Origin of the sequence: Pseudomonas sp. SL4(2022) (assembly GCF_026625725.1) — a bacterium.
Classification (GTDB): domain Bacteria; phylum Pseudomonadota; class Gammaproteobacteria; order Pseudomonadales; family Pseudomonadaceae; genus Aquipseudomonas.
In genome coordinates this window covers 3,158,947-3,176,324 of record NZ_CP113060.1, presented here as the reverse complement: position 1 = coordinate 3,176,324, position 17,378 = coordinate 3,158,947, and the positions used below count along the sequence as shown (strand labels likewise).

The window sequence follows — 17,378 nt, the reverse complement described above, 5'->3', positions numbered from 1 at the left end:
ATAAACGCTCTGGAACGTTACCGGTGGTGATCGTGGCAAATACTTGGGCAATCGCCTGTCCAGGAGCGCTGGGCTGCGGCACCCAAGCTACGAAAGTGTTTTTACACACTCTGGGTCGGAAGCTGCCATCTTTAGCCCTGATGCAGCGCCCGGTAATGACTGGGCGCCATGCCCACCACTTTGCGGAACAGCCGCGAGAAGTAATACACATCGTCATAGCCCAGCTGCTCGGCCACCTGGCGGATGCCCTGCTCGCCTTCGTCGAGCAGGCGGCAGGCATGGGCCATTTTCAGTTGGATAAAGTCCTGGATCGGTGCATGACCGGTCAGGGCGCGGTAGGTCTTGGCGAAGTGAAAGCGCGACAGTTTGAACTGCGCAGCCAACTCATCGAGGTTCAGCGCGTCATGCAGATGGGCACGCATCACCGCCTGCACCGCGTCCACATCCAGCACTCGCCCGGATTTCAGGGTGGTGCGCGCCGGCAGCACGGCCAGGGAGGTCAGCAGCACCTGCAACTGGTGTGCGGCGTGTATGAAATGCGCCAGGTTCAAACCCTGCTTGCGCAGGTTAAGCAACGCATCGAACTCGGCCAACAAACGCGGCTGCACGCCGATACGCCACAGCGGTCCCTTGCCCAAGGGCTTGAGAAACTCCGCTACCAGCTCGCCGTCGAAGTGCACCCAGTACAGCGTCCAGGGCTTGTCCACGTCTGCGCCATAGGCATGCATCACGCCTTTCGGCAACAGCAGCAAATCGCCACCACTGACAGCTAATCGTCCATCCGCTGTCTCCAACCAGCCCTGCCCGGCACGGCAGTAGATCAACAGATGATCCTCCGGCTGCGGACGGTGCATGCGGTGCCCCTGCGCCTGCGGGTAGAAACCCAGAGCCAGCGGATAGCAGCCCTGCGCAAGCGGACTGCGGGCGAGCAGGCGGCGCAGCCGAGGCGGCGTGATAAAGCGTACACCGTTGGCCGGCAGTGGCCAGTTGGAGGTATCGACCTGCGCGCTCATAGGCATCCGGGCTACTGATTCAATCCCAAGATAGTCCATCCGCAGACCAAGATCGTCAATCCACAAAGCCGAGTAAGGCGGCTATAACAGGGACACAACAACAATCGTGCCGGAGACAAGCATGGCCAAGGCAATCCCACAGTTGATCGACGGTGAATGGCGCGAAAGCCGCGCACGTGAATTTATCGAAGTCACCGACCCGGCGACCCAGGAAGTACTGGCGCTGGCCCCCAAGGCCACCGCCGAGGAAATCGAAGCCGCGATTGCCAGCGCCAAAACCGCGTTCATCACCTGGCGTGAAGTGCCCGTCTCCGACCGCGCACGGGTGATGCTGCGCTATCAGCACCTGCTCAAAGAACATCACGATGAGCTGGCGGAAATCCTCGCCGGGGAAACCGGCAAAACCCTGGCCGATGCCAAGGGCGATGTCTGGCGCGGTATCGAGGTGGTGGAACAGGCCTGCAACATCGCCAGCCTGACCATGGGCGAAACCATGGAGAACGTCGCCCGCGACATCGACACCGCCAGTTGGATTCAACCGCTGGGTGTGTGCGTGGGCATCACCCCGTTCAACTTCCCGGCGATGATTCCGCTGTGGATGTTTCCCCTGGCCATCGCCGCCGGCAACACCTTTATTCTCAAGCCGTCCGAACAAGACCCACTGACGCCCAATCGCCTGGCCGAGCTGTTTATCGAAGCCGGCGCGCCCAAGGGCGTGTTGCAGGTGCTACACGGGGCGCGCGAAGTGGTCGACAGCCTGCTGACTCACCCGGATATCCGTGCCATTTCCTTCGTCGGTTCGGTGCCAGTCGGCCAGCACATCTACCGCACCGGCACCGCGCATTTGAAGCGCGTGCAGGCGTTTGCCGGGGCGAAGAACCATATGGTGATCATGCCCGACGCGCACAAGGGCCAGGTGCTCAGCAACCTGGTCGGCGCCAGCTGCGGTGCCGCCGGGCAGCGCTGCATGGCGATCAGCGTGGCGGTGTTTGTCGGTGAATCGAAGCACTGGATCGACGAGCTGCAGGCGCAGATGGCCGACCTGCAACCCGGCTACTGGACCGATGGCCACGCCGCCTTTGGCCCGCTGATCAGCCAGCAGGCGAAACAGCGTGTGCTGCGCCTGATCGCCGAAGGTAAAGCGGAAGGGGCCGAATGCCTGCTGGACGGCTCGCACTGCGCAATCGAGGGTTACCCCAACGGCAACTGGGTCGGCCCTACCCTGTTTCGCGGCGTGACCCCCAAGATGAGCCTGTACCGCGAGGAAATCTTCGGCCCGGTGCTGGTGTGCATGGAGGTCGACACCCTGGACGAGGCGATTGAACTGGTCAACGCCAGCCCCTACGGCAACGGCACTTCGATCTTCACCCGCTCCGGTGGCGCGGCGCGGCATTATCAGCATGCAGTGGAAGTGGGCCAGGTCGGCATCAACGTACCGGTGCCGGTGCCACTGCCGTTTTTCTCCTTTACCGGTTGGAAGGGTTCGTTCTACGGTGACCTGCACGCCTACGGCAAACAGGGTGTGCGCTTCTTCACCGAAACCAAAACGGTGACCAGCCGCTGGTTTGATGAAGATGCTGTCAGCGCGTCCGCCAACATGACCATCCAGCTTAAATAATGACTTGCCGGACTGATCACGAGTTGGCCCGGCCTTAACTGCCGGGGTTTACCTGCCCCGCTAAGGATCACTGATGGATTTCGAACTGACTGAAGAACAACGCCTGCTGGTCGACAGCGCCCGCGCCTTTGCCGCCAAAGAGCTGGCCCCGCATGCCGCCGACTGGGACCGCGACCACCACTTCCCGGTGGAAGTGATCAAGCGTGCTGCCGAGCAGGGTTACCTGGCGTTGTATATCAAGGAGGACGATGGCGGCCTGGGCCTGTCGCGCCTGACCAGCTCGCTGATCTTCGAGCAGCTGTCGGCCGGCTGCATCGCCACCACGGCGTTTCTGACCATCCACAACATGGCCTCGTGGATGCTCGCCTCCTTCGCCGACCAGGCGCTGAAAGATGCCTGGCTGCCGCGCCTGGTCAGCGGTGAACTGCTGGCCTCTTACTGCCTCACCGAGCCGGACGCCGGCTCCGACGCCGCCCACCTGCGTACGCGCGCCAAGCGTGACGGAGACGACTATGTGCTGGATGGCAGCAAGTGCTTTATCTCCGGCGCGGGCAGCACCGATGTACTGATCGTGATGGCGCGCACCGGCGAGGACAGCGGCGCCAAGGGCGTGTCCTGCTTCCTGGTGCCAGCCGACGCACCCGGCGTTAAGTACGGGCGCAATGAATTGAAGATGGGCTGGCGCGCCCAGCCTACTCGCACGATCACCTTCGAAGGCGTGCGCATTCCCGCGGGTAATCGCATCGGCCCAGAAGGCCAGGGTTTTGTCTACGCGATGAAGGGTCTGGATGGCGGGCGCATCAATATCGCCAGCTGCTCGCTGGGCGCGGCACAAGCGGCGCTGGAGCAATCGCTGCGTTATGTGGAAGAACGCAAACAGTTCGGCAAGCCGCTGAGCGACTTCCAAGCCCTGCAATTCAAACTCGCCGATATGCTTACGGACCTGACTGCCAGCCGGCAGATGGTGCGCCTGGCCGCACACAAGCTGGACCACGGCCACAGTGAAGCCAGCCTGTATTGCGCCATGGCCAAGCGCTTTGCCACCGACCACTGTTTCACGCTGTGCAACGAAGCCCTGCAACTGCATGGCGGCTACGGTTACCTCAACGACTACCCGCTGGAGCGCTGGGTGCGCGACAGCCGCGTGCACCAGATACTCGAAGGCACCAACGAAATCATGCGGGTAATCATCGCCCGCCGCCTGCTCGATCAAGGCGGCATGCTTGATCGCTTGCTGTAAACCTTTGCGTAGGGCGGGTGTAACCCGCCATTGGCCTGGCGGGTTACACCCGCCCTACATGACTAAATCCTAAACAGGTCCTAAGTCATTGCAGAAGCGAGGAACCCTATGAGCAACGCCATCGAAGCCTACAACCCCGGCGTGTTTGACCTGACCCACAAGCTCACCGTGGAAAAGCACGGCCATACCGCGCTGATCACCATCAACCAGCCACCGGCCAATACCTGGGACCGCGACTCGCTGATTGGCCTCAAGCTGCTGGTTGAACACCTCAACCGCGACGATGACATCTACGCCCTGGTGATTACCGGCCAGGGTGGCAAGTTCTTCAGCGCCGGCGCCGACCTCAAGCTGTTCGCCGACGGCGACAAGGCCCGCGCTCGCGAAATGGCCCGGCGCTTCGGCGAGGCCTTCGAGGCGCTGCGCGATTTCCGCGGCGTATCGATTGCCGCGATCAACGGCTACGCCATGGGCGGCGGCCTGGAGTGCGCCCTGGCCTGCGACATCCGTATCGCCGAGCGCCAGGCGCAACTGGCCCTGCCAGAAGCCACGGTCGGTCTGCTGCCCTGCGCCGGCGGCACCCAGCATTTGAGCTGGCTGGTCGGCGAAGGCTGGGCCAAGCGCATGATTCTCTGCGGCGAGCGGGTGGATGCAGAAACCGCGCAGCGCATCGGCCTGGTCGAACAAGTGGTCGATACCGGAGAAGCCCGTGGCCATGCCCTGCTGCTGGCGGCCAAGGTCGCGCGGCAAAGCCCAGTGGCGGTGCGCACCATCAAACCGCTGATCCAGGGCGCCCGCGAACGCAACCCGAATACCTGGCTGAGTGAAGAGCGCGAGCGCTTTGTCGACCTGTTCGATGCCGACGACACCCGCGAAGGGGTCAACGCCTTCTTGGAAAAGCGCGACCCACAGTGGCGTAACAAGTAACTCGCAGGATGGACGCCGAATGGCGTTTTCCACCACAGCATCGATCGGTGGATGGGTGAAGCGTCATCCACCAGAACCGCATGCGGTGGATGGATAAAACGCCGGCTACGCGCCCCGATCCACCCTACTCTGGAACTGCCCATGAACGTGCAATTTGAAGAACGCCCCGCCCTACATGGCTATCGCATCGGCATCGCCAGCCTGGACGCGGAGAAAAGCCTCAACGCCCTGTCGCTGCCGATGATCGAAGCGCTGGATGCCCAGCTCAAGGCCTGGGCGGACGACCCGAACATCGCCTGCGTGCTACTGCGCGGCAACGGCCCCAAGGCGTTCTGCGCCGGCGGCGACGTGGTGCAACTGGTGCAGCAGTGCCGCGAACACCCTGGCGAAATCCCGCCTCTGGCGCGACGCTTTTTTGCTGACGAATACCGCCTCGACTACCGCATCCACACCTACCCGAAACCCTTTATCTGCTGGGCCCACGGCCATGTGCTGGGCGGCGGCATGGGCCTGATGCAGGGCGCTGGCATCCGTATCGTCACCCCAGGGAGCCGCCTGGGCATGCCGGAAGTGAATATCGGCCTGTACCCGGATGTCGGCGGCAGCTGGTTCCTCGCGCGTCTGCCGGGCAAACTCGGTCTGTTTCTCGGCCTGACCGCCAGCAGCATCAACGCAAGGGATGCGCTGGATCTGGACCTGGCCGACCGCGTACTGCTCGACAGCCAGCAGGACGATTTACTTAACGGCCTGACCCAGCTCAACTGGCAGAAGCAAAGCGTGCAACAACTGCACAGCCTGCTCAAAGCCCTGGAAAACCAGGCGCTGCCTGAACTACCAGAAGCCCAATGGTTGCCGCGCCGCACGCGCATCAACGAATTGCTCGACAGTGCCGACCTGCCCCACGCCTGGCAGGCGATCAGCGCGTTGCACGCGGACAGTGATGCGCTGCTGGCCCGCGCCGCCAAGACCCTGGCCGGCGGCTGCCCGCTGACCGGGCACCTGGTGTGGGAACAGATCAAGCGGGCCCAGAAGCGTTCCCTAGCCGATGTCTTCCGCATGGAATACGCCATGAGCCTGAACTGCTGCCGTTACCCGGAATTTCCCGAGGGGGTCCGCGCACGGCTAATCGACAAAGACCATGCGCCACGCTGGCATTGGCCGGATGTGGCGAGTATTCCGCAGCAGGTAATCGACGCGCACTTCGCCCCCGCCTGGGACGGAGAACACCCACTGACGAATCTGTAGGGTGGATGACGTCTTTTCCATCCACCGATAAAACCGGAGCCGGTGGATGGGTGAAGCATCATCCACCCTACACCGCGACACACACCTCCCGGATGCAATCCGGCAGGGGTTGATTTGACAGCCTGCCCGGACCGCATCCGGGCCACACCTTTAGCGCCAAGGAAGCCTAACAATGACAACAATCGCTTTTATCGGCCTCGGCCACATGGGCCTGCCCATGGCCCGCAACCTGCTCAGGGCCGGTTTCAACCTGAGAGCCTTCGACCTGCTGCAAGCGGCCGTAGAAGGCCTGGCCAAAGACGGCGCCCAGGCTGCCAGCAGCGCTCTGGACGCGGTACAGGGCGCCGATGTGGTGGTCAGCATGCTGCCGGCCAGCCGGCATGTAGAAGGCCTGTACCTGGGTGAAAACGGCCTGCTGGCCGCGCTCAAGCCGGGCAGCCTGGTGCTGGAATGCTCAACCATCGCCCCGGAAATCGCCCGCAAGGTGCATCAGGCGGCCACCGCGCGCGGTCTTGAACTGCTGGATGCACCGGTGTCCGGCGGTACAGCGGGCGCAGCCGCGGGCACCCTGACCTTTATGATCGGCGGCGCCGCGGCCACGCTGGAAAAAGCCCGGACAATCTTCGAGGCCATGGGCAAAAACATCTTCCACGCCGGCCCCGATGGCGCTGGCCAGGTGGCCAAAGTGTGCAACAACCAGGTGCTGGCCGTGCAGATGATTGCCACCGCCGAAGCCATGGCCATGGGCGTGGCCAATGGCCTGGAACCTGCAGTACTGGCCGAAATCATGCGCCAGAGTTCGGGCGGCAACTGGACGCTGGAGAAGTACAACCCCTGGCCCGGCGTGATGGAAAACGCCCCGGCCTCCAAAGGCTACAGCGGCGGATTTATGGCCGAACTGATGGCCAAGGACCTCGGCCTGGCCCAGGAAGCCGCCCAGGCCAGCGGCAGCAGCACGCCCATGGGCGCGCTGGCGTTGCAGCTGTATCGCCTGTTGCTCAAGCAAGGCAAGGGTAAGCAGGACTTCTCGGTGGTGCAGCAGCTGTTTGTCGAGTAGGCCAGCCCAGCGCACCCCATTACCCGCGGCTGGCCCGGCACAGGGTTCAAGCTAAGCTGAGTAACGGTATCTGCCGCAGGCAGCTCATGCAGAAGGATAGGCCGATGTTCTATGTTCAGCGGGATGCACACAGCCAGCTACGACGAGTCGAAGTGGTGCCATTTGAAGGCATGTCAGACACATTGACTGCGGACTCTGAGGAAATTCGCGCCTGGTTTGCCAATCAGAACGTCGAATCGAGCCTGCTGCAGCTCAAGCAGAGCGACCTGGACATGATTCGCGTGGTAGACGACTTGGTGCACTTGCTGATCAGTAAAGGCCTCATCCGCATCACCGATCTACCGCCGGCCGCTCAGACCAAGCTGCTGACCCGCTCTCAGGCGAGGGAATCACTCAGCGGCTTGCATCGCCTGATCAATGACGAGGAGCGCGGTATCATCTGAGGCGCCTCTCACACCCGCAAAATAAAAAGGCCATGCTGCAGCATGGCCTTTTTGTTTGCTACCTAGGTCATCAACCGGACGGGCCATTGAGTAGGATGTCGTCGCGATAAGGCGGCTGCAAATCACGCTCGGGAATTTCCCAGATCAACACTTGAGGCGGCGTCTGCTTGAACGCCGGGCTGCTGAAATAGTCTTTGGCCGCGCCAGAGAACTCCCCCCCATCCTTGGCAAAGTTACCCACACGCGCACTTACTGCGCGCTCCAGGAAAGGGATGAAGTTGGAGTTACGTGAAAAGGACGTGCCAATCACGGCAAGGTTCGGTAATTGGCTGTCGCCGAACAGATCATCCTCGCCCAATGCGGCGTCATCAGCGCCACCCTGTACTTCCTCGATCTGAGTAACGGCCACCTGCTCCACAGCCGGCTGCAGGCGCTCGGGTAACCAGTCGAGCCCAGCCAAGCGCACCAGATCGCCGGGACGCGGCTGTGGCGCTGCCACACTGGCTACAAACTGTTTGGCCGGCGTTGGGCTGACGCCCAGTGCCGCTATCCGCGCGGCCACCGCTGCCGCCGCACGCTCAGCGCCGGCTTCACTCCAGTGCGTATCGGTACGCAGGAAGGCCTCACTGCCGAGTGGCTGCAGCGTCGGAGCCAGATCCAACACATCAACGCCCTGCCCCTGCAGGACATGCTGCCAATCCTGCGCGCGACTGGCCAACAGCGGCGAGCGCTCGATGGCACAAAGCTGCTGCGCGGCGATGCGACTCTTATCCGGCACCAGTACCACCAGCAAGTGAATCCCGCGCTTGCTGAGCTGCTCATGCAGGGCCGTGACTTTCTGCGCACGCGCGTCAGCATGTGCGGCGGCGTGTGGATGAATCTTCAGCTCATCCGTCAGAAACAGCCAATTGGCACAGCCTTGACGCACGCGAGTGCCGGTATCACCAATCGCCAACCAACTGGCAGCCCGTTCAAGATCGGCGGCGCGCTTGGCAAACGGCACATTGGCCAGTTCCTTGTTGATGCGATGGGTGATCTCGCCATTGCGGATTTCATCCCAACTCACCTTGTTCGGTAGCAGATCGACCTTGCCACTGACGAACATGGCCCACAGGCAAAAGGCCAGGCCAGCCAGCAGGAAGGCGAACATGACCAGCCCGGCCAACGGACTCAGGCGGATCATCATGGGGCTCGGCAGTACGGGCGCGAGGGAGTTATCTTTCTTCGACATGGTCGCAGCCCTTAAAACTGGAAGTACAGGAAGGGCACGGTTTCCCGGCTGGCGATCAGAGCGAACGACAGCAGGAAGCCCAATATCGGCCACAGTGCGCCGACCGCGCGAAACGCCCATATTTCACCGAAGCGAGCTTCGGCACGCGCCTGATACAACGGCAGCAGCAGGCAAACGATGCCGAGTGCCGTGGCAATCCCATGCGCCGGGCGCAAGGTGGCGGCCAGAGCATCGCCCAGGGCGAAGCCATGCAGGCCAAACTGCCCGGCATACATATTCAAAGCCGCATCGAAGGTTGGCGCGCGGAACAGTGTCCAGGCCAGGAAAACGAACAGCAGAGTCACGGTATGCGCCAGCCAGGCCGGCAGGTCAGGCCAGCCGGCGCGACTCCAGGCGCGGTCGATACACAGCGCAATACCGTGCGCCGCGCCCCACAACACGTAGTTCCAGCTGTCACCACCGTGCCACAGACCGCCGATGGCCATGATCAGGAACAGGTTGCGGTAGGTCTTCCAGGTACCGAAACGATTGCCGCCCAGGCCGATATACAGGTAGTCGCGCAGCCAGCTGGACAGCGAGATGTGCCAGCGCCGCCAGAAGTCCTGGATATTGCGCGCCCAGTAAGGCCGGTTGAAGTTCTCCGGGAAGTGGAAACCGAGCATCAGGCCCAGGCCGATGGCCATGGCACTGTAACCGGCGAAGTCGAAGAACAGCTGCAGCGAATAGGCCAGGCAACCGATCCAGGCATCGACAAAGGACGGATTTTCCAGGGCAAAGGCCACCGCCACCAGCGGCGACAGGCTGTCGGCCACCAGCACTTTCATGCTCAGGCCAATCATGAAGCGACGCGAACCCAGGGCAAAGTTCAACGGGTTGAAGTAGCGCTGCTGCAGCTCCTGGCGCACCCAGTCGTAGCGAATGATCGGCCCGGCAATCGAGTGGCCGAACATCGCCAGATAGGTGGCGAAGTTGGCAAAGCTGCGCTCCACCGGCACCACTTTGCGGTGCACGTCGACCAGGTAGGAAATCACCTGCAGCACAATGAACGACAGGCCCGCCGGCAACGCCACTTTCTGCCATTCGAACGACATCGCGCCGTAGCTGGTCAGCAGCTCGTTGAAGGTCGCAGCCAGGATGTTGGCGTACTTGTACCAGCACAGCACCAACACGTTGAGCACGATCAGCGCCGTCAGCAGGCGAATTCGCTGGCGCGACTGTTCGCGGGTGTGTTCCACCAGCAGACCACCGAGCCAGCCGACCACCGTCAGCACCACGTGCAGCAGCAGGAAGGTCGGACTCAGCCAGCCGTAGAACAGCCAACTGCCAAACAGCAGGACATGGTTGCGCCCACCCGGCCTGACCAGCGAATACACCAGCATGAAAGCTGGCAGGAACAGGATAAGAAACTCGAGCGAGGCGAAAACCATATCAGGGTCTGTTCCTGTTTCAGTTAGCTAGGTTGTCTTGGGCTTGGAACAGGCGCGGACCTTCAGCCGAGGGCACCAGGAACAGGGTGTAGCGCTGGCCGGCTGCCAACTCGCCAAGTGCCAGCGGCTCGCCCACCGAAGCACCGCCGCAACGCAGCTGCACCGAGAGGTTCAACGGGTTGATCGAGCGACGCTGCAAGGCTCCATGCGCAACATCCTTGAAGATGTCGACATTGCGCCCGGCCGCTTGTAGGCCGGCATTGGCACAGGACGCATCGAGGCTGTAGAAGGCCAGCGACGCCTTGAGTGCATTGAAATCATCCGGCATCTCACGCACGGTAACCAGGTTCAGGCCCTGCTCCGTGGCAATGCCAACCACGCTGGCAAACTCACCCGGCGCCACGCTGATGTCCAGCGCCTGCTGCGCCTCGCCCTGCTTGAGGCTGCCCTTGATTGGCTTGCCAGCCGGCACGGTGAGGAAGTCGGACGCGCGCACATCTCCTTCAAGGCGCAGGCTGGCACCATTCTCCGCACTCAGCTCCAGCGCGGTGTCACCGGCATTGAAGAAGCGCAGGAAGGCAGAGTCTTCACTCGGGCCTGTAGGGTACAGGGGGATCTCGGCAGCCTGCAGCAGGCTTACCGGCAGCAGGGCAAACAGGCTAAGCAGTGCGCGCATCACTTGCCTCCCTTGAGGCTGGCGGCTGGCAGCTTGGCCATCGCTTCGGCAATCGCATTGCCCCAGGCCTTGTAGCCGGCCACGGTGAAGTGCTGGCCGTCGGTGGTGATCCACTGACCCGGCTTGGACATCTTCAGCGAATCGACGTAGCTGCACGGCGCCACGTTGGCGGCGAGAAACTGCGACATCAGTTGGGTGCGCTGATCGTTCTTCTTGTACATGCCGCCCACCTTGCCCCAGGCCGGACCGACCCATACGCACTTGGTACCGGTTTCGGCAATCGCCTTGGTCAGGTTGGTCACGCTTTGCCAGGCCCAGGCCTTGGGGAATGCCGGCTTGTCATAAGAGGCCATGGTGTCGCCGATGACCAGCACCACCACATCCGGCTTTTTCTGCGCAATCAGTTGCTTGATCGGCGTGGTGGTCGCACCACTGCCCTTGAGGACCAGCTTGCCGGTGTTGTCCTGTATGGCGCCACAGTCGACCTTCTTGGTGATCAGCCAGTCGGCCGCGCTGGCACCGCAGGCACCGATGGAGTGCACCTTGGCGCCTTTGGCGACCAGCGCCGCATTGAGCGGCTCGGTCAGGTGGTTCTGCAGGCTCATATGGCTTTCGCCCAGAACCATCAGGGTCAGGCCGGCAAGTACAGAAGAAGACATCGAAGGGCTCCTCGACTAAATCATTACGAAAAAGGGACTAAGGCTTGAATTACTTTGCGGCGTTCTTGCGCACGTCTTCCAACGCGCCACTGATGGCGGTGCCCCACTTCTGGTAGCCCTGGGCATTCAGATGCTGGCCGTCGGTGGTAGCCCACTGGCCGGGCTTGGAGAACTTCAGCGAATCGACATAGCTGCACGGTGCGACATTGGTCGAGAGGAAGGCCGACATCTGCTTGACCTTGGCGTAAGTCTTGCCGTACTTGCCACCCTCGGTGCCCCAGTTCGGCCCGATCCAGGCACATTGAGTACCGGTTGCCGCGATGGCTTTGGTCAGGCTGGAGGTTTGCTGCCAGATCCAGGCTTTAGGAAATGACGGCTTGTCATACCCAGCCATGGTGTCACCGATCACGATCAACACCAGGTCGGGCTTGTCCTTGGCAATCAATTGCTGGATCGGCGTGGTAGTGGCTTTGCCACGCAGCACCACCGCGGGCTCTTTACCACGCCGCTCGGCCGCACCACATGCCCCACCTGGGGTGGCTTTGAGCCAATCACCGGCGTTGGCACCGCAGATGCCGATGGAGTGCACGTTGGCGCCCTTGCGGGTGAGGTCGTCGTGCAGGCCACCGATCAGGTAGTTGGGGGTCGCCATGTGGCTGTCGCCAATGATCAGAATGGACAGGCCGGCGAGCAATGAAGAAGCCATCGAAAAACCTTTAGTTAGCGTAAGGGGATTGATAGGGAGAAACCGGCAGCGCCATCGGGCCGGTCATGTCTTCAAACATGTAGCGCAGGTAGAGACCACCATTCCACTGGCGATAATCCTGCGCATTGTCGACGCCCACCTGGCCACCGACGAAGAAATTACTGCCCAGGCGGTACTCGGCAGCACCGCTCAGGTTGTAGCCGATACCGGTGTCGCTTGAGCCTTCATAAACTGCTTCACGCCCCAGGGCGCGGCTGGCCGCCGCTTGCAGGGCAGCCTCGCCTGGGTGGTAATCGGCATCATCCTGCTGAATGGTTTGCACGCCGACCGAGCCTTTCAGCTGAAAGGTCAGGCGGTCATAACGCCGCGCCCAGGTAACCGGGACGCCGATGGCAAAGAAGGTCTGCGGACTGAAATAACCACCATGACCGAAGGTGAAGTGCCCCTGATTCTCCTGATAACCGATGCCCAGGAGGTTCAGACCAATAGTCGACTGACTCTGTTCGTCATTCTGCAGGTACCAGTAGACGCCGGAGCCCAGTTCAAACCGGTCATTGTCCTCAACATTGTTACCCATCAAGCGGTGCATACCGACGTAGGCATAGGCACCGACTTCACGGTCATCAAAGCTCAGCTGAGCGCGTCCGCCGTTGGCGGTTACCCCGCCCCACTTCTGCCCGGTGCGCTCATCTTCGGCACCGGCAAAAGACAACAGGCTGTCCGTCACGGCGCGACGCGACAGCTTGCCACTCCAATGCAGATCCGGACTGCCGGCAACACTGCGTTCCAGGCTCACGCCACCGACCGCCGTGCTGTAAAGAAAGCCCTGTGGCGTAGTGCCCAGATCAGCTTTAAAACCTTCGCCGGGGTTCTCGAACGCCACTGCCAGACCAACACCAGAATCTTTCTGCGAACCCGGTGAAACACCGGGATTGGCCAGCGTTGCCACAGGGCCACCGCCAAAGCGATCACGAGCGCCCTCACCAACACTGCCGGCATTCAGCGAAACCGGGGTGACGCGCACAGCCAGACGGTTATCACCCAGCGGCATACTGGCTTCAAAAGGAGCCTGAATGTCAGTGATCTTGCTCAGCCCCGACTCACTGTCATTGGTGCGCGCCGTCAGGCCTTGAACCAGATAGGGACTGCGCTGTTGCATGATGTCGTCCAGCGCCCGTGCGGCCTCGCTCATGCCCGCACGCGGATCAATCTCTGCCGGGTCGTCGACCAGCACAAAGGGGTTACTGGCCGGTTGTGCATCCGCCCTGGCCCTTAATGGCGGCGGGTTGGTCGTAAGCGGCTCCGCCAAAAAAACGGGGGCTGTGCGCGCCGTCTGCCGCTCCACCGGGGCGGGGATCAGTTCCACAGGACGTGCCGCGCTGGTGCGCGGCGCCATGGCCAGGCTTTCCACCGGCGCCGGAATCGCATCCGGTACAGCGGTTGTAGCGCCAATACCGGCAAAGGGATTGGCGGGCGCCGCGGCCGGCCGGGTATTGGTCGCGTAGGTCGGGTTCTGCTCCAGTTTTTCCTGGGCAACCACTTTACCGAGCAACTCGGCAGCCGTTCCGGTGCGTCCCAAGTAACGATAAACACGGGCGGCCGTGGTAAGGACATCGACCTCATTGGGCGCCAGCTTCAACGCACGCTCCAGAGCATCTTCAGCGTAAGCGTTCTCAGCTTCCTGGGCCGCCATGTCAGCGGCACCCACCAGCAGGTTGGCATCATCCGGGTGGCGCTTGACCAGCGGCTTGAACAATTCCAGCGCCTTGCCCGTATCACCATTGGCGCCATACATGCGCGCCAGGGCCGATACCGCCAGGCGATCCTGCGGACGCTGCGCCAAGGCAGGTGCCAAGGTGTCATAAGCGGCCGCCAGTTCGCCGCGCTGACGCAATTGCTCAGCCTGGCGAACCCGGTAATAAAAGAGCAGATCGTCATACTGCTGACGCTGCTCGACGGTCATGCTGCGCCCCTGCAAATCACGCAGAATGCCGGCGACCTCAGTATCCTGCTCGGCTTCCAGCAGCACACTGGCATAACTCAACGTCAGTGACAGATCTGCCCGCGGACTGCGGGCCAACAGGTCGCGCATGATGGCAATCGCCCGCTGCGGATCATTGGCATCGGCATAGGCCGCAGCAAAAGCGGCCAGTCGCGCCGGTTTGGCATCCGCCTGCGGCTCGATACGCTGCAAGAACGCACGCGCTTCGGCCTTGCGGCCACTGCGGCTGAGCTCATTGATACGCTGCAGCTGCAGGTTGAACTCCACTTCCGCCACCAGCCGGTTGATATCGGCATTGCGTGCATTGCGCGGTATACGGGCAAGGGTGGATTGCGCTTGCTGCCATTCATTCAACTGAATCGAGAGCAGAGCACTGGTGTACAGCGCGTCGCGGTCGTTCGGTTTATTGGCCAACAGCCCGTCCATCAGGCTGCGCGCTTCGCTGATGGCACCCAGATCCACATAAAGACGGGCTAAAGCAAAACGTGCCCAGGCATTATTCGGATCATCGCGCAGGGCGGTTTCAAGCTCCTGACGCATGCCTTGGGTATCACCCCGCTTTTCTGCGGCCCGCGCACGCTGCAACGCCTGCTCGGCACGCAATTGCCCAAGCCCACCCAGCTTCTCGCGCTCAGTTTTGGGCAGACGCTCCAACAAGCGCAATGCTTCATCGGGCTTGCCCTGCTCACCCAGAACCTGGGCCAGCCCACGCAATGCACGGGCTTCCTGGCTGCGCGATGCCAATGCCTGTCGGTATCCGGCTTCAGCGGCGGCTAAATCACCCTGCTGGGCCTGCAACTCGGCAAGGGCCAGGAGTGCTTCACTGTCATTGGGCTTCAGGCGCCGCGCCTGCTCCAGCTGCTGCCGTGCATCGGCAACCTTGTCACGTGCCAGGTTGTCTCGCGCACGTTGCAACAGTGACCAGTAGCGCACGTCATCCAGCGCACGCTGCCAGGAACGACCGCCCTGCCTGACTGCTTTGGTCAACAGCACTTCGGCATCTTCAAAGCGCTCCTGACGCTGACGCAGAATACCCAGGCCACCCAACGCGTCGGCGTCATTGGGATATGATTTCAGGTAGGCCGTCAGGTCGCGCTCAGCCACGACCAGGTTGTCCTGCTCCAGCGCTTTCAATCCACTGTCCAGCACGGGATCACGACGCCAGGCCACAGCCCCGCTTCCGGCGCTGGGCTGGGTTCGTCCTTTGATCAGCAAGGCCCGGATTTCTTCATCATCCGGGTGAGTACGCAGAAACTGCTCAAAAAGTGGCTGCTGCGCCGGCTTGGGTGGGCCCATCCAGGTCAGGGCCAGGCGCCAGCTTTCATCCGCATCACCGCCAATATCCTCACGCTCGGCCAACTTGGCCAGGGCACGAATGCCCTCCTCGCGTGCGCCCTGATTACGCGCCAGGTGTTTGGCCAGGAACAGCGCGATGTAGGGATCATTGGGGAACTCACGCTGCAGACGCTCCATGCCACGCCGCGCCTCGGTCCAGTGCTGATCGACGTAACCCAGGTTGTTATAGAACTCCAGGCCGACTTGCCCCTGCCCCGGCTTCCCCCCCAACGCGCGGCGGTAGACATCCACCGCCTTGGCGCGCTCATCGGACTCCACCAGCAAGCGAGCCTCATCCAACAGCTTCTGGTTTACGGGGTCCAGCAAGCGGATATCCTGTTCCAACAAAAGCGCCTGACGCGGCAGCGGTTGTATCGCCTGCAGGCGTTGCAGATAGTGATTGGCTTCGACCGGTTTGGCCGCCTGAACCGCAATCAGGCCCAAGCCATAGAGCGCATCCGGTTGATTGGCGTCGAGCAGCAAGAGCTTGTTCCACACTTCCGCAGCACGCTTGGGCTTCTCCTGGTTTTGCCAGAAATGCCCTTGCTCAATCAGCAGGGTGTGCGTGCCCTCAGTCTCAGCCTGGAGACTGCCGTGGGCGATCGCAGCCAACAGCGCCAAAGTTAGCGGGCGGTAGCGGAACATGAATTCTCCCAACGCGGTTGCAGACGGCCATCAGCCGCAAACTGGTAATACTGATCGGCCCAGCCAAGACCAAACAGGCTGAGCATGTAGTCGTAATAGAAGGGCGCCGGGCCCGTGCCGGCAATCCACTGATCAATTGCTGCACGGGCGCGCTGGTCCTGTAACTCTTCCAACCAGGGCTGACCCTTGGCGCGGAAATAAGGCACCAGGGCACCGGAAAAACCACTCGGGCTCTGTCCTTCGGTGCTGCCATGGCGCACATTGACCTTCTCCGGCGGTAAACCACTGGATGCAGTGGCGCGGGCCATGCCATGCAGACTGGCCAGCAGCGGCTTGGCCAGTGGGTCTTTGGGATGCGTCATGCCAGCCCACAGATAGACGCGAATGGCATCATAACTGCCGCTGTCGCCTTTCATTGGGTCGCTGGCAAACAATCCGGCGGTGTCCGACACAGCGCGGTAACCAATCCAGTCAGCCGCAAAACCATGCTCGCCCGCCTCGTTCTGCAAGGTGGCGGTGTGCGCGGCAATGGCATTCCACGGTCCTTTGGGGTCGACAGCGGCAAGCCGGCGCATCAGCGGCAGAGGTTGATAACTGGGGTTGATGCGCCACAAGTGACCTATATGCGAGAAGCCTATCGGTCCCGGTAATAGCACGGCCCCAAGACCTGGCAGCTCCGTGATTTCCTGCTTCTTAATCTGCGCCAACAGGCTCAGAGCATCGTCTCGGTACTGCGGCTTTTGCCACAGACGCGCACCCTCGAGCAGCGCGTAGACAAACCACAGGTCAGCATCGGAGGCCGAGTTGGCATCCTGAACCTTCCACACCCCGTCCTTACCTTGCCCCCAGAGCCAGGCCGGCAAGGTCGTTTGTGGGGCATTACCCATCAGGTTTTCGCGACTCCAGCGCCAGATGGTCTCGAACCGCGCTTGATCATTGGCAACCAGCGCAAAGAACAGCGCATAGGACTGCCCCTCGGAAGTGCTGTGGTTCTTTTCCAGGCTCGACTCCAGCACACGGCCATCGGGCTGAATCCAGTGCTCGGCAAATCGCTGCCAGTGCGGCCACTCTATGGAGCAGGCCGCATTGGCCGTTGTACCGCCAACCAGTAAAAGCAGGCCTGCGCACAGGCTTAGAACAGGCCGGTTCATGAT

The 17,378-nt window shown here is 61.9% G+C and carries 14 protein-coding genes; 6 read left to right on the top strand and 8 right to left on the bottom strand.

From position 1 onward, the window contains the following. Window positions 1–131: 131 nt before the first annotated feature. A complete protein-coding gene (locus OU997_RS14975; RefSeq protein ID WP_108487828.1) occupies window positions 132–1,013 on the bottom strand; it encodes an AraC family transcriptional regulator in 882 nt (293 codons plus the stop codon). Window positions 1,014–1,134: 121 nt separating this feature from the next. Between OU997_RS14975 and OU997_RS14970 the strand changes: the two genes are divergently transcribed. The 6 genes from OU997_RS14970 to OU997_RS14945 all read left to right on the top strand — a co-directional run bounded on the left by OU997_RS14970 (window position 1,135) and on the right by OU997_RS14945 (window position 7,543). Next, the gene (locus OU997_RS14970; RefSeq protein WP_108487827.1) at window positions 1,135–2,631 is read left to right on the top strand and encodes a CoA-acylating methylmalonate-semialdehyde dehydrogenase; all 1,497 of its coding nucleotides are present in this window, start codon (window positions 1,135–1,137) and stop codon (window positions 2,629–2,631) included. Window positions 2,632–2,704: 73 nt separating this feature from the next. Beyond that, window positions 2,705–3,871: an isobutyryl-CoA dehydrogenase gene (locus OU997_RS14965; RefSeq protein ID WP_108487826.1), complete on the top strand. Its 1,167-nt coding sequence runs from the start codon at window positions 2,705–2,707 to the stop codon at window positions 3,869–3,871. Window positions 3,872–3,979: 108 nt separating this feature from the next. Further along, a complete protein-coding gene (locus OU997_RS14960; RefSeq protein ID WP_108488469.1) occupies window positions 3,980–4,798 on the top strand; it encodes an enoyl-CoA hydratase in 819 nt (272 codons plus the stop codon). Between the two features lie 141 nt (window positions 4,799–4,939). Beyond that, window positions 4,940–6,043 (top strand): enoyl-CoA hydratase/isomerase family protein, encoded by a 1,104-nt coding sequence (locus OU997_RS14955; protein ID WP_108488468.1) that lies wholly within the window; start codon window positions 4,940–4,942, stop codon window positions 6,041–6,043. Window positions 6,044–6,215: 172 nt separating this feature from the next. Further along, entirely contained in the window at window positions 6,216–7,100 is an 885-nt protein-coding gene (mmsB, locus tag OU997_RS14950; RefSeq protein WP_267807311.1) for a 3-hydroxyisobutyrate dehydrogenase, read from the top strand. A gap of 104 nt (window positions 7,101–7,204) precedes the next feature. Beyond that, on the top strand, window positions 7,205–7,543 hold the full coding sequence (locus OU997_RS14945) for a tryptophan synthase subunit beta (protein ID WP_108488466.1): 339 nt from the start codon (window positions 7,205–7,207) through the stop codon (window positions 7,541–7,543). Window positions 7,544–7,613: 70 nt separating this feature from the next. Here the strand turns inward: OU997_RS14945 and OU997_RS14940 are convergent, their stop codons facing one another. Genes OU997_RS14940 through bcsZ form a run of 7 tightly spaced genes read right to left on the bottom strand, consistent with a single transcriptional unit; the run spans window position 7,614 to window position 17,375 of the window. Then, on the bottom strand, window positions 7,614–8,774 hold the full coding sequence (locus OU997_RS14940) for an alginate O-acetyltransferase AlgX-related protein (protein ID WP_267807309.1): 1,161 nt from the start codon (window positions 8,772–8,774) through the stop codon (window positions 7,614–7,616). Window positions 8,775–8,785: 11 nt separating this feature from the next. After that, window positions 8,786–10,201, bottom strand: a complete 1,416-nt coding sequence (locus tag OU997_RS14935; RefSeq protein ID WP_267807308.1) for an MBOAT family O-acyltransferase — start codon at window positions 10,199–10,201, stop codon at window positions 8,786–8,788. Window positions 10,202–10,220: 19 nt separating this feature from the next. Beyond that, window positions 10,221–10,877: an alginate O-acetyltransferase AlgF gene (locus tag OU997_RS14930; protein WP_108488463.1), complete on the bottom strand. Its 657-nt coding sequence runs from the start codon at window positions 10,875–10,877 to the stop codon at window positions 10,221–10,223. Next, window positions 10,877–11,536 carry an SGNH/GDSL hydrolase family protein gene (locus tag OU997_RS14925; protein WP_108488462.1) on the bottom strand — a complete coding sequence of 220 codons (660 nt, stop codon included), beginning with the start codon at window positions 11,534–11,536 and terminating at the stop codon, window positions 10,877–10,879. Before OU997_RS14925 ends, OU997_RS14930 begins: the two co-directional genes overlap by 1 nt. Window positions 11,537–11,585: 49 nt before the next feature. Continuing rightward, window positions 11,586–12,242, bottom strand: coding sequence for an SGNH/GDSL hydrolase family protein (locus tag OU997_RS14920; protein ID WP_108488461.1), 657 nt, complete (start codon window positions 12,240–12,242; stop codon window positions 11,586–11,588). A gap of 10 nt (window positions 12,243–12,252) precedes the next feature. Then, on the bottom strand, window positions 12,253–16,224 hold the full coding sequence (locus OU997_RS14915; RefSeq protein WP_267807306.1) for a cellulose biosynthesis protein BcsC: 3,972 nt from the start codon (window positions 16,222–16,224) through the stop codon (window positions 12,253–12,255). Continuing rightward, entirely contained in the window at window positions 16,203–17,375 is a 1,173-nt protein-coding gene (gene bcsZ / locus OU997_RS14910) for a cellulose synthase complex periplasmic endoglucanase BcsZ (protein WP_267807304.1), read from the bottom strand. The genes OU997_RS14915 and bcsZ overlap by 22 nt, the downstream gene beginning before the upstream one ends. Between the last annotated feature and the right edge of the window lie 3 nt (window positions 17,376–17,378).